This window comes from Streptomyces sp. NPDC029296 (assembly GCF_055569255.1).
Genome location: NZ_JBVHXT010000016.1, coordinates 84026 through 107214 on the forward strand (window position 1 = coordinate 84026; position 23189 = coordinate 107214).

General features: G+C 72.1%; 23 protein-coding genes and 1 pseudogene. 16 read left to right on the forward strand and 8 right to left on the reverse strand.

From position 1 onward, the window contains the following. Window positions 1-35: 35 nt before the first annotated feature. Complete coding sequence (locus ACZ4W9_RS16280) at window positions 36-782, reverse strand: Clp protease N-terminal domain-containing protein (protein WP_467936081.1); 747 nt, start codon at window positions 780-782, stop codon at window positions 36-38. Between the two features lie 242 nt (window positions 783-1024). On the opposite strand from ACZ4W9_RS16280, the gene ACZ4W9_RS16285 reads away from it, so the two are divergent. Further along, window positions 1025-2134: a DUF2786 domain-containing protein gene (locus ACZ4W9_RS16285; RefSeq protein ID WP_467936083.1), complete on the forward strand. Its 1110-nt coding sequence runs from the start codon at window positions 1025-1027 to the stop codon at window positions 2132-2134. A 187-nt stretch (window positions 2135-2321) separates the two neighbouring features. Here the strand turns inward: ACZ4W9_RS16285 and ACZ4W9_RS16290 are convergent, their stop codons facing one another. From ACZ4W9_RS16290 to rpmB, 3 genes are all read right to left on the reverse strand, one after another. Next, window positions 2322-2837 carry a DUF4232 domain-containing protein gene (locus tag ACZ4W9_RS16290; protein ID WP_467936085.1) on the reverse strand — a complete coding sequence of 172 codons (516 nt, stop codon included), beginning with the start codon at window positions 2835-2837 and terminating at the stop codon, window positions 2322-2324. Window positions 2838-3006: 169 nt separating this feature from the next. Then, the gene (rpsN, locus tag ACZ4W9_RS16295; RefSeq protein WP_467936087.1) at window positions 3007-3312 is read right to left on the reverse strand and encodes a 30S ribosomal protein S14; all 306 of its coding nucleotides are present in this window, start codon (window positions 3310-3312) and stop codon (window positions 3007-3009) included. Beyond that, window positions 3312-3548, reverse strand: coding sequence for a 50S ribosomal protein L28 (rpmB, locus tag ACZ4W9_RS16300; protein ID WP_189997928.1), 237 nt, complete (start codon window positions 3546-3548; stop codon window positions 3312-3314). Before rpmB ends, rpsN begins: the two co-directional genes overlap by 1 nt. A 61-nt stretch (window positions 3549-3609) precedes the next feature. Between rpmB and rpmG the strand changes: the two genes are divergently transcribed. The 5 genes and pseudogenes from rpmG (at window position 3610) to ACZ4W9_RS16325 (ending at window position 6146) form a co-directional block, all read left to right on the forward strand. Further along, window positions 3610-3774 carry a 50S ribosomal protein L33 gene (gene rpmG, locus ACZ4W9_RS16305; protein ID WP_467936089.1) on the forward strand — a complete coding sequence of 55 codons (165 nt, stop codon included), beginning with the start codon at window positions 3610-3612 and terminating at the stop codon, window positions 3772-3774. A gap of 9 nt (window positions 3775-3783) precedes the next feature. After that, window positions 3784-4038 carry a type B 50S ribosomal protein L31 gene (locus ACZ4W9_RS16310; protein ID WP_318202127.1) on the forward strand — a complete coding sequence of 85 codons (255 nt, stop codon included), beginning with the start codon at window positions 3784-3786 and terminating at the stop codon, window positions 4036-4038. Continuing rightward, window positions 4035-5210, forward strand: coding sequence for a CobW family GTP-binding protein (locus ACZ4W9_RS16315; protein ID WP_467936091.1), 1176 nt, complete (start codon window positions 4035-4037; stop codon window positions 5208-5210). The genes ACZ4W9_RS16310 and ACZ4W9_RS16315 overlap by 4 nt, the downstream gene beginning before the upstream one ends. Further along, a pseudogene (rpsR, locus tag ACZ4W9_RS16320) lies at window positions 5210-5499 on the forward strand (30S ribosomal protein S18). The gene ACZ4W9_RS16315 and the pseudogene rpsR overlap by 1 nt, the downstream one beginning before the upstream one ends. Window positions 5500-5876: 377 nt before the next feature. Next, the gene (locus ACZ4W9_RS16325) at window positions 5877-6146 is read left to right on the forward strand and encodes a DUF397 domain-containing protein (RefSeq protein WP_318202125.1); all 270 of its coding nucleotides are present in this window, start codon (window positions 5877-5879) and stop codon (window positions 6144-6146) included. A 148-nt stretch (window positions 6147-6294) separates the two neighbouring features. Here the strand turns inward: ACZ4W9_RS16325 and ACZ4W9_RS16330 are convergent, their stop codons facing one another. Further along, window positions 6295-6768, reverse strand: a complete 474-nt coding sequence (locus ACZ4W9_RS16330; RefSeq protein WP_467936094.1) for an ATP-binding protein — start codon at window positions 6766-6768, stop codon at window positions 6295-6297. Window positions 6769-7137: 369 nt separating this feature from the next. Here ACZ4W9_RS16330 and ACZ4W9_RS16335 point away from each other — a divergent pair, with 369 nt between their 5' ends. The 3 genes from ACZ4W9_RS16335 (at window position 7138) to ACZ4W9_RS16345 (ending at window position 10264) form a co-directional block, all read left to right on the forward strand. Beyond that, window positions 7138-7962, forward strand: a complete 825-nt coding sequence (locus ACZ4W9_RS16335) for a helix-turn-helix domain-containing protein (protein WP_467936218.1) — start codon at window positions 7138-7140, stop codon at window positions 7960-7962. A 95-nt stretch (window positions 7963-8057) separates the two neighbouring features. Beyond that, the gene (locus tag ACZ4W9_RS16340) at window positions 8058-9518 is read left to right on the forward strand and encodes an aldehyde dehydrogenase family protein (protein ID WP_467936096.1); all 1461 of its coding nucleotides are present in this window, start codon (window positions 8058-8060) and stop codon (window positions 9516-9518) included. Between the two features lie 104 nt (window positions 9519-9622). After that, complete coding sequence (locus ACZ4W9_RS16345; RefSeq protein ID WP_467936098.1) at window positions 9623-10264, forward strand: PadR family transcriptional regulator; 642 nt, start codon at window positions 9623-9625, stop codon at window positions 10262-10264. Window positions 10265-10292: 28 nt separating this feature from the next. On the opposite strand, the gene ACZ4W9_RS16350 is transcribed toward ACZ4W9_RS16345, so the two are convergent. After that, on the reverse strand, window positions 10293-11699 hold the full coding sequence (locus ACZ4W9_RS16350) for a glutamate decarboxylase (RefSeq protein WP_467936100.1): 1407 nt from the start codon (window positions 11697-11699) through the stop codon (window positions 10293-10295). 114 nt (window positions 11700-11813) lie between these two features. Between ACZ4W9_RS16350 and ACZ4W9_RS16355 the strand changes: the two genes are divergently transcribed. Together ACZ4W9_RS16355 and ACZ4W9_RS16360 are read left to right on the forward strand one after the other, a co-directional pair. After that, entirely contained in the window at window positions 11814-12614 is an 801-nt protein-coding gene (locus tag ACZ4W9_RS16355; protein ID WP_467936102.1) for a MerR family transcriptional regulator, read from the forward strand. Between the two features lie 163 nt (window positions 12615-12777). Next, a complete protein-coding gene (locus tag ACZ4W9_RS16360) occupies window positions 12778-13794 on the forward strand; it encodes a DedA family protein (RefSeq protein WP_467936104.1) in 1017 nt (338 codons plus the stop codon). A 27-nt stretch (window positions 13795-13821) separates the two neighbouring features. On the opposite strand, the gene ACZ4W9_RS16365 is transcribed toward ACZ4W9_RS16360, so the two are convergent. Together ACZ4W9_RS16365 and ACZ4W9_RS16370 are read right to left on the reverse strand one after the other, a co-directional pair. Further along, window positions 13822-15483: a threonine/serine exporter family protein gene (locus ACZ4W9_RS16365; RefSeq protein ID WP_467936106.1), complete on the reverse strand. Its 1662-nt coding sequence runs from the start codon at window positions 15481-15483 to the stop codon at window positions 13822-13824. A gap of 132 nt (window positions 15484-15615) precedes the next feature. After that, a complete protein-coding gene (locus ACZ4W9_RS16370; protein WP_189303680.1) occupies window positions 15616-16107 on the reverse strand; it encodes an inorganic diphosphatase in 492 nt (163 codons plus the stop codon). 124 nt (window positions 16108-16231) lie between these two features. Between ACZ4W9_RS16370 and dacB the strand changes: the two genes are divergently transcribed. From dacB to ftsH, 5 genes are all read left to right on the forward strand, one after another. Next, entirely contained in the window at window positions 16232-17785 is a 1554-nt protein-coding gene (dacB, locus tag ACZ4W9_RS16375) for a D-alanyl-D-alanine carboxypeptidase/D-alanyl-D-alanine endopeptidase (protein ID WP_467936108.1), read from the forward strand. A 112-nt stretch (window positions 17786-17897) separates the two neighbouring features. Then, window positions 17898-18998 carry a zinc-dependent metalloprotease gene (locus ACZ4W9_RS16380; RefSeq protein WP_467936220.1) on the forward strand — a complete coding sequence of 367 codons (1101 nt, stop codon included), beginning with the start codon at window positions 17898-17900 and terminating at the stop codon, window positions 18996-18998. A 192-nt stretch (window positions 18999-19190) separates the two neighbouring features. After that, on the forward strand, window positions 19191-20219 hold the full coding sequence (gene tilS / locus ACZ4W9_RS16385) for a tRNA lysidine(34) synthetase TilS (RefSeq protein WP_467936110.1): 1029 nt from the start codon (window positions 19191-19193) through the stop codon (window positions 20217-20219). Between the two features lie 121 nt (window positions 20220-20340). After that, the gene (hpt, locus tag ACZ4W9_RS16390; RefSeq protein ID WP_030606186.1) at window positions 20341-20901 is read left to right on the forward strand and encodes a hypoxanthine phosphoribosyltransferase; all 561 of its coding nucleotides are present in this window, start codon (window positions 20341-20343) and stop codon (window positions 20899-20901) included. A 196-nt stretch (window positions 20902-21097) separates the two neighbouring features. Continuing rightward, window positions 21098-23137 (forward strand): ATP-dependent zinc metalloprotease FtsH, encoded by a 2040-nt coding sequence (ftsH, locus tag ACZ4W9_RS16395; protein ID WP_467936111.1) that lies wholly within the window; start codon window positions 21098-21100, stop codon window positions 23135-23137. The last annotated feature ends 52 nt before the right edge of the window (window positions 23138-23189 follow it).

The window sequence follows — 23189 nt, forward strand, 5'->3', positions numbered from 1 at the left end:
CAGGCGGGTCTGACAATCGGCCGTGACCTGCGGGTCTATCCCTGCGAGCCGTCCGGTTCGGAGGTGTTCTCCAGCAGCAGGGCCAGCATCCTGCCCACCTCCGCCTCGACGGCCGGCTTGGTGATGCCGAGGCCGCTGAGGACGCCCTGCCCGTTCTCGTGCTCCAGCAGGGCCAAAAGGATGTGCTCGGTGCCGATGTAGTTGTGGCCGAGCCGGAGGGCCTCGCGGAAGGTGAGTTCCAGGACCTTCTTGGCGTCGGGGCCGTAGGGGACGAGGTCGGGGACGTCGTCCGCGGCCGGTGGCAGCGCGGCGGTCGCGGCCTGGCGTGCGGCGTCCAGGACCACGCCCTGCGCGGTGATCGCCTTCGCGGCCAGGGCCTCGGGCTCGGACAGCAGGCCGAGGAGCAGGTGCTCCGGGCGGCCCTCGGTGTTGCGGGCGGCCACCGCCTCGTTGTGCGCGGCCATGACCACGTTCCGCGCGCGGGGGGTGTAGCGGCTGAATCCCTGGCTGGGGTCGAGGTCGGCGGACTCCTTGGGCACGAACCGCTTCTGCGCCGCCTGCCGGGTCACGCCCATGCTGCGGCCGATGTCGGTCCAGGACGCTCCCGAGCGGCGGGCCTGGTCGACGAAGTGCCCGATCAGGTGGTCGGCCACGTCACCGAGGTGATCGGCGGCGATCACCGCGTCCTGGAGCTGGTCGAGGGGCTCGTGATGGACCTTCTTGATGGCCTCGATGAGGTCGTCGAGGCGCACGGAGGCCGTGGGTTTGGGGTTGGTCGCCATAGTGTCAACCGTAGGTTGCCTTTCTAGGAGTGTCAACCACTGGTTGTCAGTCACCTTCGCGTCGGACACCGGTCCGCTCGGGCGTGGCCGCCGGCCGTACGGTGAGTCCGCGCACACCGCCCCGCCGAAGCGGTCCAGGACACCCGCCCGGGGCCGCCCGCGACCGCGCCGCCACCGGAGTTGTCCACAGGCTGTGGACGGCGGTCCTCCCACTGTCGGTGGCGCGTGGCACGATCGAGCCTGTGACCAGTACCGCCAGCACCGTCGAGCGGGCTTTCCGGGCCGCCCTCTACGACGACACCGACACCGGGCTCGACACGGGCGCCTCCCTGCTCGCCGCCGATCCGGGGAGCGACGCCGAACTCGCGCGGCGCGGCGAGGAGTTCGTGGCGGCGGCCTGGAGGCGCGGCTGGCAGCCCGCCGACGTCGTACGGCTGGTGCGGCGCGAGCTGGAGGACCCGCACGTCCGCCTGGCCGCCGGGCTGATCCGGGCGCAGGCCGGGCGGGACCGTCCGCGCGGGCGCCGCTGGACCGGCCAGCTGGCCGCGCTGCCCGCCGGTCCGGACGGCACCGCCGACCGCTTCTCGCACGCCACGGCCGTCCTGGAGCTGTACCGCCTGCTGCTGCGCCTGCCCGCCCTGGAGCCCCTGGAGGACGAGCCCCGCCGCGCCCCCGGCCCGGCCGCCTCCCGCATGCTCACCCGCATCCGCGCGCTGCTCGCCAAGGCCGAGGCGACCGGCTATCCCGAGGAGGCGGAGGCGCTCAGCGCCAAGGCGCAGGAGCTGATGGCCCGGCACAGCGTCGACGAGGCGCTGCTCGCCGCCGGGGCGCCCGCGCCGGACGCGCCGGGAGCCTGCCGGATCGGGGTCGAGCCGCCGTACGAACAGGCCAAGGCGGTCCTGCTGGACGCGGTGGCCACGGCCAACCACTGCCGCGCGGTGTGGAACGAACCGCTCGGCTTCTCCACGGTCGTCGGCTTCGAGGCGGACCTGGAGGCCGTCGAACTGCTCTACACCTCGCTGCTGGTGCAGGCCACGCACGCGATGACCAGGGCCGAGGCGGCCCAGCGGGCCGGCGGACGCAAGCGGACCAAGACCTTCCGGCAGTCGTTCCTCGCGGCCTACGCGCACCGCGTGGGCGACCGGCTCACGGCCGCCGCCGAGACCCAGGTGACCCAGGACCTGCTGCCGGTGCTGGCCACGCGCGCGATAGCCGTCACCGGCCGGCTGGAGCACATGTTCCCGGAGACCACGACGACCCGGCTGCGGGGGGTCGGCGACGCGGCGGGCTGGACCGAGGGCGCCCGGGCGGCGGACCAGGCCCAGGTCAGGGCCCGCCCCCGGCTGGAGTGAGCCCCGGTACCGCGGCCGGCCCCGGCGTCGCGCGGACCCCGGTGCCGCGCCGGACCTCGGCGGTGCCGCGCCGGGCGTCGGTGCCGCGCCGGATCCCGATACCGCGCCGGAACCCCGCCGGTCCGGCCTCGCCGCCGGCCCGCCCGCGGCCTCGGTCGCCGGCCCGCCCGCAGCCTCGCCCGGAGCCTCAGTCGCCGACCTGCTGGAAGGCGCTCACCGACGCGTCCGGTCCGCTCCCGTCGGCCTTGCCGGCGACCGGGCCGTACTTCCACGGGAAGCTCCGCCCGGTGTCGGTACCGGGCAGGGTGATCTTCACGGTCTGCGCCGCGAGGACGTTCTTCGCGCCGTCCCCGCCGCGGACATAGCTGAGGGAGAAGGTCGCGGAGTCGCCCTTGGCGAGCTTCAGCTTCTGCGCCTTCGCGCCCTTGAGCGTGGGCACGGCGGCATCGCTGCCGCCGCCGCTCAGGACCACCTCGGGGAAGTGGTCCAGGGTGCAGGGCGTGCTCTGGTTGGTGAGGCTGACCGGGATCTCGCCGGTGTCCCCGGCGGCCGGGGCCACGCTCGCCGAGCCGATCTGCACGGAGACCCCGCCGATCTCGCAGGCCGAGCCGGCGCTGTCACCGCTCTTGCCGCCACCGTCGTCGCAGGCGGTCAGCAGCAAGGCGGCGGCGAGGGCGGTGACGGTGAGCGGAATGGCGCGCATGAGCGGGTCCCTGTCCTGGTCGTGACGGTGCCCTTGCATCATGGCGCCTGCTCCCGGGTCCCGTGCGCGCGCCCCTCCGCAACCCCGGTGGCGGCCGGAGCGCGGCCTCGCGTCCCTGCTGGTCACCGGGGTGCGGGGCGACGTCTTCGCGACCGACGGAGCCGTGCCGTCACCAGGAGGACTTACGGACCCCGGGCAGAAAGCCCTGGTGCGCGAGCGTGCGCAGGTTCACCCGGGACAGCCCGAAGGCGCGCAGGTGGCCGCGCGGGCGGCCGTCGATCCCGTCGCGGTTGCGGACGCGCGTGGCACTGGCGTCCCTCGGCTGTGCGCGCAGCTCCCGCCGGGCGGCGAGCCGTTCGGCCTCCGGGGTGTCGGGCCGGCGGAGGATCTCCTTCAGCTCGGCGCGGCGCTCGGCGTACCGGGCGACGACCGCCTTGCGCCGCTCGTTCTTCGCGATCTTGCTCTTCTTCGCCATCAGACCCGCACCCCCCGGGCGCGGATCCGGGCGACGGCCGCCTCGACGCCGATCGCGTCCACCGTCTTGACGCCCTTGGCGCTCAGCCGCAGCCGGACGTACCGCCCCTCGCCGGGCAGCCAGTAGCGCTTGGTCTGGATGTTGGGGTCGAAGCGGCGGGAGGTGCGCCGGTGGGAGTGGGACACGCGGTTGCCGAAGCCCGGCCGGGCCCCGGTGAGCATGCAGTGCGCGGACATGGTGACGTAGCTCTCCTCGAACGAGTCAGTAAATGGAATTCATTTTCAGTAAGGTAGCAGCATGCCACGCAACGAGCTGCGCCCGGTCGTCCGGCTGAAGTCCACCGCCGGAACCGGCCACACCTACGTGACCCGCAAGAACCGCCGCAACGACCCCGACCGTCTGACGCTGCGCAAGTACGACCCCGTCGCCGGCCGGCACGTCGATTACCGAGAGGAGCGCTGAACCTCCGCCATGCGCAAGGGAATCCACCCCGCCTACGGACCGGTCGTCTTCCGCGACCGCGCCGCCGGACACGCCTTCCTCACCCGGTCGACCATGACGAGCGACAAGACGGTCGAGTGGGAGGACGGGCACACCTATCCCGTCGTGGACGTGGAGATCTCCGACGTCAGCCACCCCTTCTACACGGGCACCGCACGGGTGCTGGACACCGCCGGACGCGTGGAGCGCTTCGAGCGCCGGTTCGGGAAGCGGGGCGGGGCGTGAGCCTGGCGGTGGCCGTCGTCGGCGGGCTGCACGCCGCCGCCCGCTCGGCGGCCGTCGGCCGGCTGCTCGCCGACGTGGCCGGGAGCGTCGTGCTCCACCACGACCTGTCCGCGGCCCGTGCCGGCACCGTCGCGCGCACGGTCCGCGACCGCGACGGCGTCGTGTCGAGCGGAACGACGCCCCTGGTCGACGACTGTGCCTGCTGCGCGCTGCGCGAGGACCTGGTGCCCGAGCTGCGCCGGCTCGCCGACACCGGTGTCATCCGGCTGGCGATCGTCGAGCTGTGGGACTCGGTCGAGCCCAAGGCGATGGCCGAGGTGATCGCGTCCGGCGGGCTGGCCGTCACCTCGGTGATCACCGCCGTGGACCCGGCGCTGGTGCTGCCGTACCTCGGCAACGGCGACGACCTCGCCGAGGCCGGGCTCGCCGCGGCGGCCACCGACCGGCGCACGGTCGCCGACACCTTCGCCCGGCAGCTGGAGTACGCCCCCGTGCTCGCCGTCGCCGACTCCCCGGAGGCCGACGACGAGGACCACGAACTGCTGGCCCAGCTCCACCCGACGGCCCGCCGGATCCCGATCGGCGTGGAAGACCCCGACCGCCGGGCCCCGGCCGGCGCCGACGCCGGTGCTCCCGGGCCGCTCGCCCGGGCCGCCCTCGCCGGATTCGACGTGGCCGCCGCCGCCGCTGCCCAGCACCCGGCCTGCGCCCTGCTGCCCCAGGAGGCCGACGACCACGGCGTCACCACCCTGGTCTGGCGCCACCGCCGCCCTTTCCACCCGGAGCGGCTGTACGGGGCGCTGGAGGACCTGACCTGTGCCGCCGCCCGCAGCCGGGGCCGGTTCTGGCTCGCCGACAAGCCGGACACGCTGCTGCACTGGGACGCGGCCGGCGGGGCACTGTGCGTGGAGAGCGCCGGGCCCTGGCTCGCCGCGCTGCCGGACGCGGCCTGGGAGCTGGTCCCGCCGGTGCGCCGCGCCGCCGCCGCGCTGGACTGGCACCCGGAGCACGGCGACCGCCGCAACCACCTCGTGTTCACCTCGCCCGGCCTCGACCGCGAGGGTCTGGTCCGGCTGCTGGAGTCCTGCCTGCTCACCAACGCCGAGTACGCCGCCGGACGGGACCTTTGGCGCCGGCTCCCGCCCGCCTTCGACACCCTGCTGAGGGTCTGATGCCCCGGGAGGGCGACCGTCCGTCCGCCCGGAACCGCCCCAGCCCCCTGGATGTGTCCGGGATCACCTTCATGGACTGCAAAGACACCGCCTGCCGCGGGAGTTCCTCCCGGACCGGGGCGAGATCCGCAGCCGCCGGGTGACCCGGGTCACCGCCCGCCGGCAGCGACTGCTCGCACGGGCCGTGAAGAACGCCCGGGGGACGGCACTGCTGCCCTGCCTCTCGCCGTACCGGGGGGTACTGCGGAACGAGTCGCTCCGGAGGGCTGCGCCGACCGGCACCGGATGATCTCCGTCACGTGTCCCGGCACCCGCGGCCCGGTGCCGTAACGGCGGGGCCGCCGGTCTACGCCACCCACCGGAGGCCGTCCCTCCGGTGGGCGGACGCCGTTCCGGCCAGTCCGGCGGGCCGTCACTTGCCCGGAGGATGGAACATGGAGGGCGTCGCACGCGTCTCTCCCTAGTGCGGGGCCGGGCATGTCGTGCCTGCTCCGGGGTGGGCGCGGGAGCGGCTCTGGCAAAGCACACGTCAAAGCTGTAATCGCGGGAACACCGCTCGTGCACGTGCATCTGCTCATGCATCCGCACGTGAACAGAGTTATGATCCGGGTCAGTTGACCACAGCACCTATGGCCACACAGCCAGTGCACCACCGGGGAGCGACCTGTGGACCGCGACGTTGACGGCGTGTACGGGGGGTACGACGTGTACAACGGCATGGCTGCCACGCAGCTGGACGGAGTGGCCTGGCAGAAGAGCAGGCACAGCAACTCGCAGGGTTCCTGCGTGGAGTTCGCGCGGCTGCCGGGCGGCGATGTCGCCGTGCGCAACTCGCGCTTCCCGGACGGGCCGGCGCTCGTCTACACCCGCGCCGAGATCGAGGCGATGCTCCTCGGGATCAAGGACGGCGAGTTCGACCACCTGATCGCGAGCTGACCGCCCGACGGCCCGGTCCGCGCGCGTACGCGGAAGCGGGCGCGGGGCGCCGCGTACGGCCGACGGGCGGCCGCCGGCCGAAGACGTCACCGCACGGGCGACGGGTGTACGCGCGTAGATCCCGCCCGCGCGCCCGCGCCGGGCCGGATCAGCCCGCCGGGTGCAGCCGGAACAGCGCCCAGACCACCTTGCCCTCCAGCGTGCCCGCGAGCGGGTGCCAGCCCCAGCTGTCGGCGAAGGAGTCGACGAGGAAGAGGCCGCGGCCGGACTCGGCCGAGAAGTCGTCCGAGTCCTGCGGCACGGGCGTCTCGTGGCTCGGGTCGCGCACCGCGCACACCAGCCGCTCGCGCCAGCGCATCAGGTGCAGCCGCACGGAGGGGAGCCCGCCGACGGGACACGGGTCCGCCGGCACCGCGTGGCGCAGGGCGTTGGTGACGAGTTCGGAGACGACGAGGCACACGTCGTCGAAGCGGTCGCCGACGTCCCACTGGGCCAGGGTGTCCCGGGTGAAGCGCCGGGCCTCGCGCACCGCCTCGTAGCGGGCGGGGAGGGCGCAGGAGGCGGCATCGGACACGGCCGCGGGATCCAGCGGCGGAAGGCCCTGCCGTAACGGCTTGAGCATGGTCGATCCATTCGTCCCCATGCGAGGCACTCCCGGGAATTCGCGGTCGTTGCGATGCAGCGGTGGCGCGGCACCCATGGTTTCGGAAGCGCAGAGCAGATGCAAGGGCAGATGCACGTGCACGCGAGCGAAATGGCACTGCCCGTACCACTTCTTGGCCATTTTTTCCGCCGAGTTCACCTCGTCACCCGCCAGAGGTCCGGACCTCTTTCCCGGTCCGGGCCAGACGGAAACGGCCGAGCTCTTTCCGTTTCCGTAACCGGGCGAGTACTGCTCGGAGTGTTTTAGTGGCAGACTTCGGCCCCTGGGAGACGGTTGGGGAGGCTGGCGAAAGTGAGCGCGGGAGAGCCCGGATCGGTGGTGCGGCGGATGCTGCTCGGCTCGCAACTCAGGCGACTGCGGGAAGCGCGGGGGATCACGCGCGAGGCGGCGGGTTACTCGATCCGCGCCTCCGAGTCGAAGATCAGCCGGATGGAGCTGGGCCGGGTGAGCTTCAAGACCAGAGACGTGGAAGACCTGCTGACGCTCTACGGCATCACCGACGAGTCGGAGCGCGAGTCGCTGCTCTCCCTCGCCCGGGAGGCGAACGTGGCGGGCTGGTGGCACAGTTACACGGACGTCCTGCCGAGCTGGTTCCCCACCTATGTGGGCCTGGAGGGCGCCGCCTCGCTGATCCGGGTCTACGAGGTGCAGTTCGTGCACGGCCTGCTGCAGACCGAGGAGTACGCCCGCGAGGTGGTCCGGCGCGGCATGAAGGGCGCGAGCGTCGCCGACATCGAGCGCCGGGTCGCCCTGCGCCTGGAGCGGCAGCGGCACCTGCTCTCCGACAACGCCCCGGAGCTGCACATCGTCCTGGACGAGGCCGCCCTGCGCCGCCCCTACGGCGACCGGGACGTGATGCGCGGCCAGCTCCAGCACCTGATCGACATCTCCGAGCGGCCCAACGTGCGGCTCCAGGTCATGCCGTTCAGCTTCGGCGGGCACTCCGGTGAGAGCGGCGCCTTCACCATCCTCAGCTTCCCCGAGTCCGACCTGTCGGACGTGGTCTACCTGGAACAGCTGACCAGCGCCCTCTACCTGGACAAGCGCGAGGACGTCGCCCAGTACGAGCAGGCCCTGAAGGAACTCCAGCAGGACAGCCCCGGCCCGGACGAGAGCCGGGACCTGCTCCGCGGCCTCCTGCAACTCTCCTGAGCGATTGCGGCTCTCAACTCGCCACGGTCACAAGTACCATGACGTCCAATCAGACGTGGCGTAGATCTGGTGTCCGCTAGCGATCGAGGGATCACATGTCGTCCTACTTCAGCGACCTGGCCCGGCAGTACATCGACGGCGAATGGCGCCCGGGCTCGGGCTCCTGGGACGTCATCGACTTCAACCCCTACAACGACGAGAAGCTGGCCTCGATCACGGTGGCCACCGTCGACGAGGTGGACCTGGCCTACCAGGCGGCCGCCCGCGCCCAGAAGGAGTGGGCCGAGACCAACCCCTACACCCGGCGGGCCGTCTTCGAGCGGGCGCTGCGGCTGGTGGAGGACCGCGAGCAGGAGATAGCGGACCTGATCACCGCGGAGCTGGGCGGCACGCGGGTGAAGGCCGGCTTCGAGCTGCACCTCGCCAAGGAGTTCCTGCGCGAGTCGATCCACCTCGCGCTGCGCCCCGAGGGCAGGATCCTGCCCTCCCCGGGCGACGGCAAGGAGAACCGCGTCTACCGCGTCCCGGTCGGCGTCGTGGGCGTGATCAGCCCGTTCAACTTCCCCTTCCTGCTGTCGCTGAAGTCGGTCGCCCCGGCCCTCGCGCTCGGCAACGCCGTGGTGCTCAAGCCGCACCAGAACACCCCGATCGCCGGCGGCACCCTGATCGCGAAGATCTTCGAGGACGCCGGTCTGCCCGGCGGCCTGCTGAACGTCCTGGTCACCGACATCGCCGAGATCGGCGACGCGTTCATCGAGCACCCCGTCCCGAAGGTGATCTCCTTCACCGGCTCGGACAAGGTCGGCCGGCACGTCGCCACCGTGTGCGCCAAGCACTTCAAGCGCTCGGTCCTCGAACTGGGCGGCAACAGCGCCCTGGTGGTGCTGGACGACGCCGACGTCGACTACGCGGTGGATGCGGCCGTCTTCAGCCGGTTCGTGCACCAGGGGCAGGTCTGCATGGCCGCCAACCGGGTGCTGGTGGACCGCTCCGTCCACGAGGAGTTCACCGAGAAGTTCGTCGCCAAGGTCCGGAGCCTCAAGGTCGGCGACCCGCGCGACCCGCAGACCGTGATCGGCCCGATGATCAACTCCGCGCAGGCCAACGCGATCTCCGGCACCGTCGAGCAGGCGCTCGCCGAGGGCGCCACCGCCCTGGTGCACGGCACCACGACCAACAACCTGGTCGAGCCGAGCGTGCTGACCGGCATCCCGGCCGGCTCCCCGCTGCTCCAGCAGGAGGTGTTCGGCCCGGTCGTCTTCCTCATCCCGTTCGACGGCGAGGAGGACGCGGTGCGGATCGTCAACGGCACCCCCTACGGCCTCAGCGGCGCCGTCCACACCGGGAACATCGAGCGCGGTGTGGCCTTCGCCAAGCGGATCGACACCGGCATGTTCCACGTGAACGACGGCACCGTCCACGACGAGCCGATCGTGCCCTTCGGCGGGGAGAAGCACTCGGGTGTCGGCCGCCTCAACGGCGAGACCACGCTGGAGGCGTTCACCACGGTCAAGTGGATCTCGATCCAGCACGGCCGCAGCGGATTCCCGTTCTAGCGCCCGTCCGGTCCGGGGAAGCGCCCCGGTGAGGGGCCGGACGAGAGGCGGCGGACCGTGGTCGTGCGCATCCGGGCCTGACACGGGGTCCTAACCTGGACCCCATGTCAGCGATCCGTCTCCTCGTGCTGGGCGCGGTCCGTCAGCACGGCCGGGCCCACGGCTACCAGGTGCGCAACGACCTGGAGTACTGGGGCGCGCACGAGTGGTCCAACGCCAAGCCCGGCTCGGTCTACCACGCCCTGAAGCAGATGGCCCGGCAGGGACTGCTGCACGCGCACGAGACGGCGCCGTCCACGGCCGGCGGGCCGCCGCGCACCGAGTACGAGATCACCCCCCGCGGCGAGGAGGAGTTCCTCCGGCTGCTGCGCGAGTCCCTGGTCTCCTACGACCAGAAGACCGACGTCCAGTCGGCGGCCGTCGGCTTCCTGGTCGAGCTGCCCCGCGCCGAGGCCCTGGAGCTGCTGCGGGAGCGGATCCGCCGGATCGGGCGGTGGCGGGACTCCGTCACCGGGCACTACCTCCCCGAGGGCGGCCCGGAACAGCTCGGCCACATCGGCGAGATCATGCGCATGTGGCTCCACACGGCCGACTCCGACGCGGCCTGGACCCAGGGCCTGATCGACCGCCTGGAGGCGGGCGCCTACACCTTCGCGGGGGAGGGCGAGCCGTTCGTCGGGGTCCTCGCCGAGGGCCAGGAGAACCCCTACGCGACGGGGGAGCGGCACCCGGGGGACGACCACTGAACGCCGCCCGCGGCGCTGGGGGCGGTTTTCAGTGGTGGAAGCCGGTGGCCGCCGCCTTGTCCCGGGTCAGCGGACGCGGCTGCCGGCGCAGCTCCGGCAGCAGCCGGGCCAGGTCGGCCAGGAACAGGTCGGCGAGATCGTGCGAGAAGCCGTTGCGGCACACGACCCGCAGCACCGACAGGTCCTCGCGGTGCGCCGGGAAGGTGTAGGCGGGCACCAGCCAGCCGCGCTCGCGCAGCCGCCGGGAGACGTCGAAGACGTCGTACGACGTGACGTCCCCGGCCGTGGTCAGCGCGAACACGGGGAGCTGGTCGCCGTGGGTGAGCAGCCGGAAGTCGCCGAGTTCCGCGATCCGCCGGGCCAGCGAGGTCGCCACGTCCCGGGTCGCCCCCTGGACCGCGCGGTAGCCCTCCCGGCCGAGCCGCAGGAACGTGTAGTACTGCGCCACCACCTGGGCGCCGGGCCGGGAGAAGTTCAGGGCGAAGGTCGGCATGTTCCCGCCCAGGTAGTCGACCCGGAAGACCAGCTCCTCGGGCAGGGCCGAGCCGTCCCGCCACAGGGCCCAGCCGACACCCGGGTAGACCAGGCCGTACTTGTGCCCCGAGGTGTTGATGGAGGCCACCCGCGGCAGCCGGAAGTCCCACACCAGATCCTCGTCCAGGAACGGCGCCACCATGCCGCCGGACGCCGCGTCCACGTGCACCGGGACGTCGAGCCCGGTGCGCTCCTGGAGGGCGTCCAGGGCCGCGCACAGGCCGGCTACCGGTTCGTAGGAGCCGTCGAAGGTCGAGCCGAGGACGCCGACCACGCCGATGGTGTTCTCGTCGCACAGCCCGGCGGCGGCCTCCGGGTCCAGGTGGAAGCGGTCGCCCTCCATGGGGACCTGCCGGGCCTCGACCTCCCAGAAGTCGCAGAACTTCTCCCAGCACACCTGGACGTTGATCCCCATCACCAGGTTGGGCCGCGCCCCCGGGTACCGGTCCGCGTTGGCCTTCGCCCAGCGCCGCTTCAGCGCCATCCCGGCGAGCATGCACGCCTCGCTCGACCCGGTGGTCGAACAGCCCACCGCGGCCGACGGGTCCGGCGCGTGCCACAGGTCGGCGAGGATCGCCACGCAGCGCCGCTCCAGCTCGGCCGTGCGCGGGTACTCGTCCTTGTCGATCATGTTCTTGTCCCGGCACTCCGCCATCAGCACCCCGGCCTGCGGCTCCATCCAGGTGGTGACGAAGGTGGCCAGGTTCAGCCGGGAGTTGCCGTCCAGCATCAGCTCGTCGTGGACCAGCTGGTACGCCGTGGACGGGGGCAGCGGGGTGTCCGGCAGCCGGTGCGTGGGCGGGGCCTCGGTCATGCCGCCGACCGGGTCGGCCGCCCCGAAGAACGGGTTGACCGACACCGTCCGCGCCTCGTGCCGCCCGGAACCTCTGTGCAGCGCCATGGACACACCATAAACGGACAGAACGCCATCAACATCCCGAATCGAAGCCGGCTTGCACCTCACGCGACGTGAGGCCCCAGTGTGGACGGCGTACCGACCGAAGGAGCGGAAGCAGTGAGTCACCCCGTGGACCGGGAGCCCTCCGTGGGACGGGTCTACACCGTGGGGCAGGTCGCCGGATTCGCCGGGATCACGGTGCGCACCCTGCACCACTACGACGGGATCGGCCTGCTCGTGCCCGGCGAGCGCACCCACGCCGGGCACCGGCGCTACACCGACGCCGATCTCGACCGGCTCCAGCAGATCCTGTTCTACCGGGAGCTCGGCTTCCCGCTCGACGAGGTCGCGGCCCTGCTCGACGACCCGGACGCGGACCCGCGCGCGCACCTGCGCCGGCAGCACGGCCTGCTGACCGCCCGGATCGAGAAGCTGCGCGAGATGGCCGCGGCCGTGGAGCACGCCATGGAGGCACGCACGATGGGCATCAACCTGACACCCGAGGAGAAGTTCGAGGTCTTCGGCGACTTCGACCCGGACCGGCACGCGGACGAGGTGGAGCGGCGCTGGGGCGACACCGAGGCCTACCGGCAGTCGCGGCGCCGGACCGCCGCCTACACCAAGGAGGACTGGAAGCGGGTCAACGGCGAGCTGGACGCGGTCCACGGCCGCATGGCCGCCCTGCTCGCCGAGGGCGTTCCCGCTAACTCGCCGGCGGCCATGGACGTCGCCGAGGAGCACCGCCGGTTCATCACGGGCGCGTACTACGACTGCGGGCACGAGCTGCACGCGTGCCTCGGTGAGATGTACGTCACCGACGAGCGGTTCACCGCCACGTACGAGGCGATCCGTCCCGGTCTGGCGGGGTACATGCGGGACGCGATCGCGGCGAACACGGCCCGGCACACCGCGTCCTGAAAGGTCACACGGGTCCCCGGAGTCACAGCTTTCTCCGGGGCCTCGCACAGGGCATCCTGGAGCCACCGGTGGAACCTGGGGCGGTCACATCGCGTTGATAGCTTTGTGCGGCCGCACTTGGACGCCGTAGCCGCCCTCACCCCTTCAGGAGCCCGGACCCGTGATGACACTCGCCCTAGGCCCGAGCTGGCTCGATCCGAACTACCTGCTCGACACGTACAGCATCTGGGGTCTGCTGCTCATCGTCTTCGCCGAGTCCGGTCTGCTCATCGGCTTCTTCCTGCCGGGCGACTCGCTGCTGTTCACCTGCGGTCTGCTGATCACCTCGGGCGATCTGGACTTCCCGCTGTGGGCGGCGATCGGCCTGATCTGCCTCGCGGCGGTCCTGGGCGACCAGGCGGGCTACATGTTCGGCAAGAAGGTCGGCCCGTCCCTGTTCAACCGGCCGGACTCCCGCCTGTTCAAGCAGGAGAACGTCACCAAGGCGCACGAGTTCTTCGAGAAGTACGGCCCGAAGTCCCTGGTCCTGGCCCGCTTCGTGCCCATCGTGCGCACGTTCACGCCGATCATCGCGGGCGTCAGCGGCATGCGGTACCGCTCGTTCCTGGCCTTCAACGTCATCGGTGGCGTCCTGTGGGGGGCCGGCGTCACCCTGCTCGGCTCCTGGCTCGGCAACATCGAGTTCGTCAAGACCAACATCGAGGCGATCCTCATCCTGATCGTCCTCGTCTCCGTGATCCCGATCGCGATCGAGTTCCTGCGGGCCCGCTCCAAGGAGAAGAAGGCCGCCCAGGCCGGGCCGCGGCCGGTCCCGCAGCAGCAGCCCGCGCACCAGCAGCCCCGGTACCAGCAGCCGCAGCGGCCCCCGGTCATGGACGACGCCACCACCCGCCTGCGCCGCATCGAGCCGGACCAGCCGTCCCACGAACAGCGGCCGCAGTACGGGCAGCCGCAGCACGGACAGCCCCCGTACGGCGGGCAGGCCCCGTACCAGCAGCCGCAGCAGCAGGACTGGAACCAGCAGCAGGGCTACGACCAGTACTACGACGGACAGCAGCAGTACCAGCAGCCGTACGACCAGCAGCAGTACCCGCAGCAGCAGGACTGGGACCGGCGGCAGGGCTACGACCAGCAGCAGTACGACGAGAACGGCTACCCGTACGACCAGCGCCGCCAGTGACCGCCCCGGGCCCGGGCCGGGCGTCGCTCAGAAGCCCCTCGTCCGCTTCGCCGCCCGGCGCTTTCCGGCGGAGCCGATCCGCAGGAACAGCCGGAAGATCTCCGATCCCAGGTTGACCCCGATGGCGATGGCCATGGCCAGCGACGCGGCCTTGGCCAGCGACACCAGCCCCTTGTCCATGTCGTTCTGGGCCATGGACAGCAGGCCGAAGTAGGTCGCGGAACCGGGCAGCAACGGCCCGATCGCCGCCGTGGTGTAGGGCAGCGCGGAGGCGAACCGGTACCGGGCCAGCAGCTGCCCGAACAGGCCCACCAGGCCCGCCGCCACCGCCGTGGAGGCCACCGGCGAGAGGTCGCCGGCGTAGTACATCGCGCCGTACACCGTCCAGGCGACGCCCCCGTTGAGGGTCACCCACAGCACGGTGGAACGTTCCTGCTGGAGCAGGACGGCGAAGGTCAGCGACAGCAGCATCGAGGCCGCCAACTGGACCAGCGGCTCCTCGTAGCCGCCCGGTTTCGCCTCCGGGTTCAGCTTGCCGCCGATCTGCACCCCGAAGTACAGGACGGTCAGCACGCCGATGACGATGCCGACGAAGAAGTACATGACCTCCAGCAGGCGCGCGGAGGCGGTGATGTAGAAGCCCGTCAGTCCGTCCTGCACCCCCGCCACCAGCGCCCGTCCGGGCAGCAGCGCGAACAGCCCACCGGTGATCACCGCGGAGCCCTTCACGTCCACGTGGGCCAGGGTCAGCGCCACCCCGATCGCCGCCGGCGGCATCGCGGCCACCGTGAACTGGTAGAACTCCGGCAGCCCGCGTCCCGCGCACAGCCAGGCCAGCCGGTCGCCGAGCATCGCGCCGACGGCCGCCGCCACGAACACGATCGGATCGGCGCCGCCGACCAGCACGGACGCCGCGCCGGCCAGCAGCCCGCCGGCCAGGGTCAGCGCCCAGCCGGGGTAGGGGTGCCGGTTGCGGCGGATCTCCGCCAGGCGCCGGTAGGCCTCCTCCAGGGAGACCTCGGTCTCCGGGTCGGTCAGGTCGTCCACCAGGCGGAAGACGGCCGCCAGCCGGGTGTAGTCGGTGCCCCGCCGCCGTACCGTCCGCGACGCCGTCACCGGGTCCTCCACCAGGGACGGCTGGTGCGAGATCGACAGCAGGGTGAAGGTGACGTTCGGCTCGCACCGGTCCAGGCCGTAGGACCGGCACACCGCGAACATCGCGGCCTCCACGTCCTCCGCCCCCTCGCCGCCGGCCAGCAGCAGCTCGCCGATGCGCAGGGTCAGGTCCAGCACGCGCGGGACGGCCGGGCCGTCCTCCTCCTCGCGCTGCACCGGCTCCGGGGCCGGCCGCTCGGTGACCGGCATCCGCAGCATCGTGCGCATCCGGTCCTGCCAGGGCGCGTCCTTGATCAGACTGACCAGCGGCACCCCGGCCGGCGGGGTGAAGACGGCCGGCGCGTCCTTCGCGCTGTAGGTCCGCGGCGGGCTGAACGCGGAGCCCTCCGGCTCGGCGGCGGGCGGCTGCGGCGGCGCCGGCAGCCCCTCCGGCATGGCGAACTCGGAGGTCGTCTCGCCCTCACCCGGGCCCTTCGGGACATCGAGACCCCGCGGAACGGCGAACTCGGAGGTGATCTCCGGGTCGTACCGCGCCTCGTCGGACCGGGGCTTGCGGTCCTCCGCCTCCGTCACTTCGCACCGCTCCCTGCACGACACCTTCGCTGGGCCTCAGTATGCGCACGCGTACCCCGTCCGGCCGTATGCGTGCACACACGCGAACGGGCCGCACGCCTGCGCGTGCGGCCCGTTCACGGGGAGAGGGGCTCAGTGACCGCCCTGCTCCTCGAAGCGCTTGTACGACCGCTCGATCTCCGCCTCGGCGTCCGTACGGCCCACCCAGTTGGCGCCCTCGACCGACTTGCCGGGCTCCAGGTCCTTGTACACCTCGAAGAAGTGCTGGATCTCCAGGCGGTCGAACTCCGACACGTGGTGGATGTCACGCAGGTGCTCCACACGCGGGTCGGTGGCCGGAACGCACAGCAGCTTGTCGTCGCCGCCGGCCTCGTCCGTCATCCGGAACATGCCGATCGCGCGGCAGCGGATCAGGCAGCCCGGGAAGGTCGGCTCGTCCAGGATGACCAGCGCGTCCAGCGGGTCGCCGTCCTCGCCGAGGGTGTTCTCGACGAAGCCGTAGTCGGTCGGGTAGGCGGTCGAGGTGAAGAGGCGACGGTCCAGGCGGATCCGGCCGGTCTCGTGGTCCACCTCGTACTTGTTCCGCGAACCCTTCGGGATCTCGATCGTGACGTCGAACTCCACCGGTGGCTCCTCCATGATCAGCACATAGTTCTGGTGGTTAAGTGTCCCTCACGCAGGTGTGTGATCGCGAAAGGGGCTGGTGGTCGTGCCAGAGCTGGGGCCTTGGCGAGCCGCGAGACCGCGGGTGGCGCGGCTCGCGAACGCCGTCCGACCACGTCTCACGCGCGCCGTGACGGCCGTGCGGCCGTCGCTCGCGCGGCTGCCGAAGGCCGTGCGGACCGGCCCTGCGCACCTCCCCCGTCTCCCCCGTCCGCGCGACGCCCGCGCCTGGCGGTACACCGCGGGCGCCGCCACCGCCGGCCTGGCACTGGCCGCCGGTGCGGTGACCGTGGCCGGACCCTGGGACGCCACGGGTCAGCGTACGGCCGAGCGGCACCGCGCCGCCGCTCTGGAACCGTCAGGTGGCGCAGATCACGGTCGCGCCGGCACGGGCGCGGGGGTGCCCCGGCCCGCGCCGAGCGCCGGACCCGTCCTGACGGGCCTCGGCGGCGCCTCGGGCGCCGTGGGCACCCAGCGGACCGCGCCGGACGCCCGGGCCGTCTCCGACGCCCTGGGGCCCCTGCTGGACGCCCCCGCGCTCGGCGGCGGCCGAGCGGCGGCCGTCGTCGACGTCACGACCGGCGAACGCCTGTACGACGCCGACGGCGGCAAGGCCCTCACCCCCGCCTCCACCACCAAGATCGCCACCGCCGTCGCCGCCCTGTCCGCCCTCGGCCCCGACCACCGCCTCACCACCCGCACCGCCCTGGAACCCGACACCGGGGAACTGGTCCTGGTCGGCGGCGGCGACCCCACCCTCACCGCGCACGCCCGGGACGGCGGCTGGGCGAGCCTGCGGGCGCTGGCCGCCGACACCGCGAAGGCCCTCGCCGAGCGCGGCATCCGCGAGGTCACCCTGTCCTACGACACCACGCTGTTCACCGGCCCCGCCCTGCACCCCATCGGCGTCAACGACAACCTCGCCCCGGTCACCGCCCTGACTGTCGACGAGGGCCGCACCGACGACTCCACCAGCGGGCCGGTGATCCGCGTGGGCGACCCGGCGGCGGACGCGGCGGCCAAGTTCGCGGGCCTCCTGAAGGGCGCCGGCATCACGGCCACGCACCCCGGCCCGTCCAAGGCCAGCACGCGTGCGCAGACCCTCGCCGGCGTCTCCTCGCCCCCGCTGTCCGCCCTGGTCGAGCGGATGCTGACCAACAGCGACAACGACATCGCGGAGGCCCTGGCCCGGCACACGGCCCTGGCCGGCGGGCGGCCGGCCAGCTTCGCGGGCGGGGCCGGGGCCATCGCCACCCAGCTGCGCGAGCTCGGCCTGCCGATGGCGGGCGCCGTCTTCCACGACGGCAGCGGCCTGAACCGCGCCGACCGGCTCACCGCCGGCCTGCTGACGGGTCTGCTGGTCCGGGCCGCCGACCCGGACCGCCCCGGCCTGCGCCCGGTCCTCACGGGCCTGCCCGTCGCGGGCTTCACCGGCACCCTGAGCAATCGTTACGCCGACGGCGCCTCCGGTGTCGTACGCGCCAAGACCGGCACCCTGACCGGTGTGAACACCCTCGCCGGCACGGTCGTCACGCCCACCGGCCACCTCCTGGCCTTCGCCTTCCTGGCCTCCGGCACCACGGACCCGGTCCAGGCCCAGTCGGCCCTGGACGAGGCGGCGACGGCACTGGCGGGCTGATCGCCACGGCCGGGGCGCCGGCCCCCGTCGGCCCCCCACGGCCTGCCCCAAGCGGCGGCGAGCACGTACGGTTGACAGCATGACTGGCTTCGGTGGCACCGCATCTCCCGGGATGGTCGACTGGAACCTCGCTGTGGCGACCGCGACGCGGCTCGTACGGCCCGGCCCCGACGTCAGCCGCGACGAGGCCAGGGCCGTCGTCGCGGAGCTGCGCCGGCACGCGAAGGCATCGGAGGAGCACGTCCGGGGCTTCACCCGGATGGGCACCGAGGAGACCCACGACACCCCCGTCCTCGTCGTCGACCGCCCCGGCTGGGTCCGCGCCAACGTCGCGGGCTTCCGGGAACTGCTCAAGCCGCTGCTGGAGAAGATGCAGGAACGGCGCGGCGGCGGCCCGGGCGGCGCGGTCCTCGGCGCCGTCGGCGGCAAGGTCACCGGCGTGGAGGTGGGCATGCTCCTGTCGTTCCTGTCCTCCCGGGTCCTCGGCCAGTACGAGACCTTCGCCCCGGCCGCCCGCGACCTGCCGGCCGGCGCGAACGGCGGCGGCCGGCTGCTGCTCGTGGCGCCCAACATCGTCCACGTGGAGCGCGAACTCGACGTCGAGCCGCACGACTTCCGCCTGTGGGTGTGCCTGCACGAGGAGACCCACCGCACGCAGTTCACCGCCGTGCCCTGGCTGCGGGACCACCTGGAGGGCGAGATCCAGTCGTTCCTCGCGGAGACCGACGTCGACCCGATGACCTTCCTGGAGCGCATCCGGGACGCCGCCCAGTCCCTGGTCGGCGGCCGTCCCGAGGGCGAGGAGGAGGACGGCGGGCGCTCCTTCGTGGAACTCGTGCAGACCCCGGCCCAGCGGGAGATCCTCGGCCGGCTCACCGCCGTGATGTCCCTGCTGGAGGGCCACGCCGACTACGTCATGGACGGCGTCGGCCCCAGCGTCGTGCCGAGCGTCGCCGAGATCCGCGAGAAGTTCCAGCAGCGGCGGGCCAAGGGCGCCTCCCGCCTGGACGCCGCCCTGCGCAAGCTGCTCGGGCTGGACGCCAAGCTGAGGCAGTACCGCGACGGCGAGCGGTTCGTGCGGGCCGTCGTCGAGCAGGTCGGCACCGACGGCTTCAACCGCGTGTGGACCTCGCCCAACACCCTTCCCACCAAGGCGGAGATCGCCAAACCGGCGGACTGGGTCACGAGGGTGCACGGCAGGGCCGAGGGGTGAACGGCGCGGGGGAGTCGTGAAGCGAGTCCGGCCGACGGCAGGCGAACGCCCCTCCAATCACCCGTCCGAGGGACCGTATGCCATGCGTAGGCGTGCGATGCTCGGGGAACGGCCCGGTTCTGTCACCATTTACACACTCTGAGTGACCGTCCCGGGCTCGCCCCCCGGAAAACTTCATGAAGGGAACCGGACATGGGTCCCCATCCTGCGGTCGCGGCGATACGCCTGGCGGTCCGCCGCGTCCTCCACGACATCCTGAACGACCAGACCTCCCGCGCGCCCGCGGGCCGGACGGCCGAGCGGCCCCCCTCCCCGCTCGTCCTCGTCGCGTGCTCCGGCGGCGCCGACTCCATGGCCCTCGCCTCCGCCCTCGCCTTCGAGGCCCCCAAGCTCGGCGTCCGCGCCGGCGGGGTCACCGTCGACCACGGCCTCCAGGCCGGCTCCGACCTCCGCGCCGAGGAGGTCGTCCTGCGCCTGCGCGAACTGGGCCTCGACCCGGCCGAGTCCGTCGCCGTGACCGTCGGCCGCGAAGGCGGCCCCGAGGCCGCCGCCCGCGACGCCCGCTACGCCGCCCTGGACGCCGCCGCCGAATGCCACGGCGCCGCCGCGGTCCTGCTCGGCCACACCCGCGACGACCAGGCCGAGACCGTCCTGCTGGGACTCGCCCGCGGCTCCGGCATCCGCTCCCTGTCCGGCATGGCCGCGGTCTCGGGGGCCGACGGCCGTTACCGGCGGCCCTTCCTGCACCTGGACCGGCAGACCGCCCGCAAGGCCTGCATGGTCCAGTCGCTGCCGGTCTGGGACGACCCGCACAACACCGACCCGGCCTACACCCGCTCCCGGCTGCGGCACGAGGGCCTGCCCGCCCTGGAGAAGGCCCTCGGCAAGGGCGTGGTGGAGGCGCTGGCCCGCACCGCCCAGCTCTCCCGCGACGACGCCGACGCCCTGGACGCCTGGGCCCGGCAGGCCGAGGCCTCCGTACGGGACGCGGCCGGCCTGCTGGAGTGCGCCAAGCTGTACGCCCTGCCGCCCGCCGTGCGCCGCCGGATCCTGCGCCGCGCGGCCATCGAGGCGGGAGCCCCGGCCGGTGCGCTGTTCGCCCGCCACATCGAGGAAGTCGACCGTCTGATCACCGGCTGGCGCGGCCAGGGGGCCATCAACCTCCCCGGCCGGGTCGTCGCCCAGCGCCAGGGTGGCAGACTGGTGATTCGGCAAGGCTGACGACCGGCCCCGCGGAGTGCCCTCACCCGGTGCCCCGGCGGGCCGGGCGGCCCACGGGCCGTACCTGCGGCCGTAGCCGGTGGCCGCGCTCGCGGCCGTAAGTGCGGGACGACCGAAAGTGATGCGGGTGGACGCGAAAGACATGGGTGCCGACCTCCAGCGGGTGCTCATCACCAAGGAAGAGATCGACGCGAAGCTGGCCGAGCTGGCCGCGAAGATCGACGCGGAATACGCGGGCAAGGACCTGCTCATCGTCGGCGTCCTCAAGGGCGCGGTGATGGTCATGGCGGACCTCGCCCGGGCGCTGTCCACCCCCGTCACCATGGACTGGATGGCCGTGTCCTCCTACGGCGCGGGCACCCAGTCCTCCGGTGTCGTCCGCATCCTCAAGGACCTCGACACCGACATCAAGGGCCGGCACGTCCTGATCGTCGAGGACATCATCGACTCGGGCCTGACCCTGTCCTGGCTGATCAACAACCTCGGCTCCCGCGAGCCCGCGTCCCTGAAGGTGTGCACGCTGCTGCGCAAGCCGGACGCCGCCAAGGTCGCCATCGACGTGGAGTGGGTCGGCTTCGACATCCCGAACGAGTTCGTCGTGGGCTACGGCCTCGACTACGCCGAGAAGTACCGCAACCTGCCGTTCGTCGGTACGCTCGCGCCTCACGTCTACGGCGGCTGAGCCGGTCGGCCCAAGCCCACGAGGACGATCGGGAACCCCAGCGGGTTCCCTGCCGTTGAAGCAAGCGGAGACGGGTTTTCCCAGCCGTCGAATCGGCTCCGTGCGGCTTCGGGCAACAATGCTGGGGTACCGTCAGAAGAACTGTCTTATCAAACTCACTATGGCAGGAGGGACGGGGCGGCACCGCTCCGTATGGATGGACGTGAAGCGATACTTCCGTGGGCCGGTCATGTGGATCGTGCTGGCCGTCCTTGCCGTGGTCGTGTTGATGCAGGTCGTCGGCTCGTCCGGCGGCTACAAGACGGTGGACACCGGCCAGGTCGTGGCGGCGATCAACGACAACAAGGTCGAGTCGGCCAAGCTCACCACCGGTGACGAGCAGAGCATCAAGGTCACGCTCAAGGACGGCTACAAGGTCGAGGGCAGCTCGAAGATCCAGGCGAGCTACATCGGCGACCAGGGTGTGCAGCTCGCCGGCACGCTGCAGACCAAGTACCAGGAAAAGCAGATCACGGACGGCTACACGGTCTCGCCGTCCAAGCAGAACCCGTTCGTCGGCGTCCTGCTGTCCCTGCTCCCCTTCGTCCTGATCGTGGTCGTCTTCCTGTTCCTGATGAATCAGATGCAGGGCGGCGGCTCCCGGGTCATGAACTTCGGCAAGTCCAAGGCGAAGCTCATCACCAAGGACACCCCGAAGACCACCTTCTCCGACGTCGCCGGCTGTGACGAGGCCGTCGAGGAGCTCCAGGAGATCAAGGAGTTCCTCCAGGAGCCGGCCAAGTTCCAGGCCGTCGGCGCCAAGATCCCCAAGGGTGTGCTGCTCTACGGCCGCCCGGGTACCGGCAAGACCCTGCTCGCGCGCGCCGTCGCGGGCGAGGCGGGCGTGCCGTTCTACTCGATCTCCGGTTCCGACTTCGTCGAGATGTTCGTCGGTGTCGGTGCCTCCCGTGTGCGCGACCTGTTCGAGCAGGCCAAGGCGAACGCCCCGGCGATCGTCTTCGTCGACGAGATCGACGCGGTCGGCCGCCACCGCGGCGCCGGCCTCGGCGGCGGTCACGACGAGCGCGAGCAGACCCTGAACCAGCTGCTGGTCGAGATGGACGGGTTCGACGTCAAGGGCGGTGTGATCCTCATCGCCGCCACCAACCGTCCGGACATCCTCGACCCCGCCCTGCTGCGCCCCGGCCGCTTCGACCGGCAGATCGCGGTCGACCCGCCGGACCTCCAGGGCCGTCTGGAGATCCTCAAGGTCCACCAGAAGGGCAAGCCGGTCGCGCCCGACGTCGACCTGTCCGCCGTGGCCCGCCGCACCCCGGGCATGACCGGTGCCGACCTCGCCAACGTGCTGAACGAGGCCGCGCTGCTCACCGCCCGCGGCGACCAGAAGCTGATCGACAACAAGGCGCTGGACGAGGCGATCGACCGCGTGGTCGCGGGCCCGCAGAAGCGGACCCGGATCATGTCGGACAAGGAGAAGAAGATCACCGCGTACCACGAGGGCGGTCACGCCCTGGTCGCGGCGGCCTCGCCGAACTCCGACCCGGTCCACAAGATCACGATCTTGTCCCGCGGCCGTGCCCTCGGCTACACGATGGTCCTGCCCGACGAGGACAAGTACTCGACCACCCGCAACGAGATGCTCGACCAGCTCGCCTACATGCTGGGCGGCCGGGCGGCCGAGGAACTGGTCTTCCACGACCCGACCACCGGTGCCGCGAACGACATCGAGAAGGCCACCAACCTGGCCCGCGCGATGGTCACGCAGTACGGCATGACCGAGCGTCTCGGCGCGATCAAGTTCGGCGGCGACAACAGCGAGCCGTTCCTCGGCCGGGAGATGGCCCACCAGCGGGACTACTCGGAAGAGGTCGCCGCGCTGGTCGACGAAGAGGTCAAGAAGCTCATCGAGACCGCGCACAACGAGGCCTGGGAGATCCTGGTCGAGAACCGCGACGTGCTCGACAACCTCGTTCTCCAGCTGCTGGAGAGGGAGACCCTGGGCAAGGAGGAGATCGCCGAGATCTTCGCCCCGATCGTCAAGCGCCCGCCGCGGCCGGCCTGGACCGGTTCCTCCCGCCGCACCCCGTCCACCCGTCCGCCGGTGCTCTCCCCGAAGGAGCTGGCACTGACCAACGGCGCGAACGGCGCCACGGCGTCGATCAGCACCGCCAAGGCGACGGCGGCGGAGTCCGCCCCGGCGACGGAGCAGACCCCGGAGGACCGCTCCGATAGCTGACCGTGCGCCGGACACACGGGCCGGAATGAATGCCGCGTCCCTCGGGTTCTAG

Coding starts and splice junctions, on each gene's coding strand:
- rpsN (WP_467936087.1), bottom strand. CDS start 3,312: ATGGCGAAGAAGAGCAAGATCGCGAAGAACGAGCGGCGCAAGGCGGTC.
- ACZ4W9_RS16345 (WP_467936098.1), top strand. CDS start 9,623: ATGTCAGCGATCCGTCTCCTCGTGCTGGGCGCGGTCCGTCAGCACGGC.
- ACZ4W9_RS16380 (WP_467936220.1), top strand. CDS start 17,898: ATGGTCGACTGGAACCTCGCTGTGGCGACCGCGACGCGGCTCGTACGG.
- ACZ4W9_RS16335 (WP_467936218.1), top strand. CDS start 7,138: ATGCTGCTCGGCTCGCAACTCAGGCGACTGCGGGAAGCGCGGGGGATC.
- ACZ4W9_RS16360 (WP_467936104.1), top strand. CDS start 12,778: ATGACACTCGCCCTAGGCCCGAGCTGGCTCGATCCGAACTACCTGCTC.
- ftsH (WP_467936111.1), top strand. CDS start 21,098: ATGGACGTGAAGCGATACTTCCGTGGGCCGGTCATGTGGATCGTGCTG.
- tilS (WP_467936110.1), top strand. CDS start 19,191: ATGGGTCCCCATCCTGCGGTCGCGGCGATACGCCTGGCGGTCCGCCGC.
- rpmG (WP_467936089.1), top strand. CDS start 3,610: ATGCCACGCAACGAGCTGCGCCCGGTCGTCCGGCTGAAGTCCACCGCC.
- ACZ4W9_RS16310 (WP_318202127.1), top strand. CDS start 3,784: ATGCGCAAGGGAATCCACCCCGCCTACGGACCGGTCGTCTTCCGCGAC.
- ACZ4W9_RS16350 (WP_467936100.1), bottom strand. CDS start 11,699: ATGGCGCTGCACAGAGGTTCCGGGCGGCACGAGGCGCGGACGGTGTCG.
- rpmB (WP_189997928.1), bottom strand. CDS start 3,548: ATGTCCGCGCACTGCATGCTCACCGGGGCCCGGCCGGGCTTCGGCAAC.
- ACZ4W9_RS16340 (WP_467936096.1), top strand. CDS start 8,058: ATGTCGTCCTACTTCAGCGACCTGGCCCGGCAGTACATCGACGGCGAA.
- hpt (WP_030606186.1), top strand. CDS start 20,341: ATGCGGGTGGACGCGAAAGACATGGGTGCCGACCTCCAGCGGGTGCTC.
- ACZ4W9_RS16330 (WP_467936094.1), bottom strand. CDS start 6,768: ATGCTCAAGCCGTTACGGCAGGGCCTTCCGCCGCTGGATCCCGCGGCC.
- ACZ4W9_RS16290 (WP_467936085.1), bottom strand. CDS start 2,837: ATGCGCGCCATTCCGCTCACCGTCACCGCCCTCGCCGCCGCCTTGCTG.
- ACZ4W9_RS16280 (WP_467936081.1), bottom strand. CDS start 782: ATGGCGACCAACCCCAAACCCACGGCCTCCGTGCGCCTCGACGACCTC.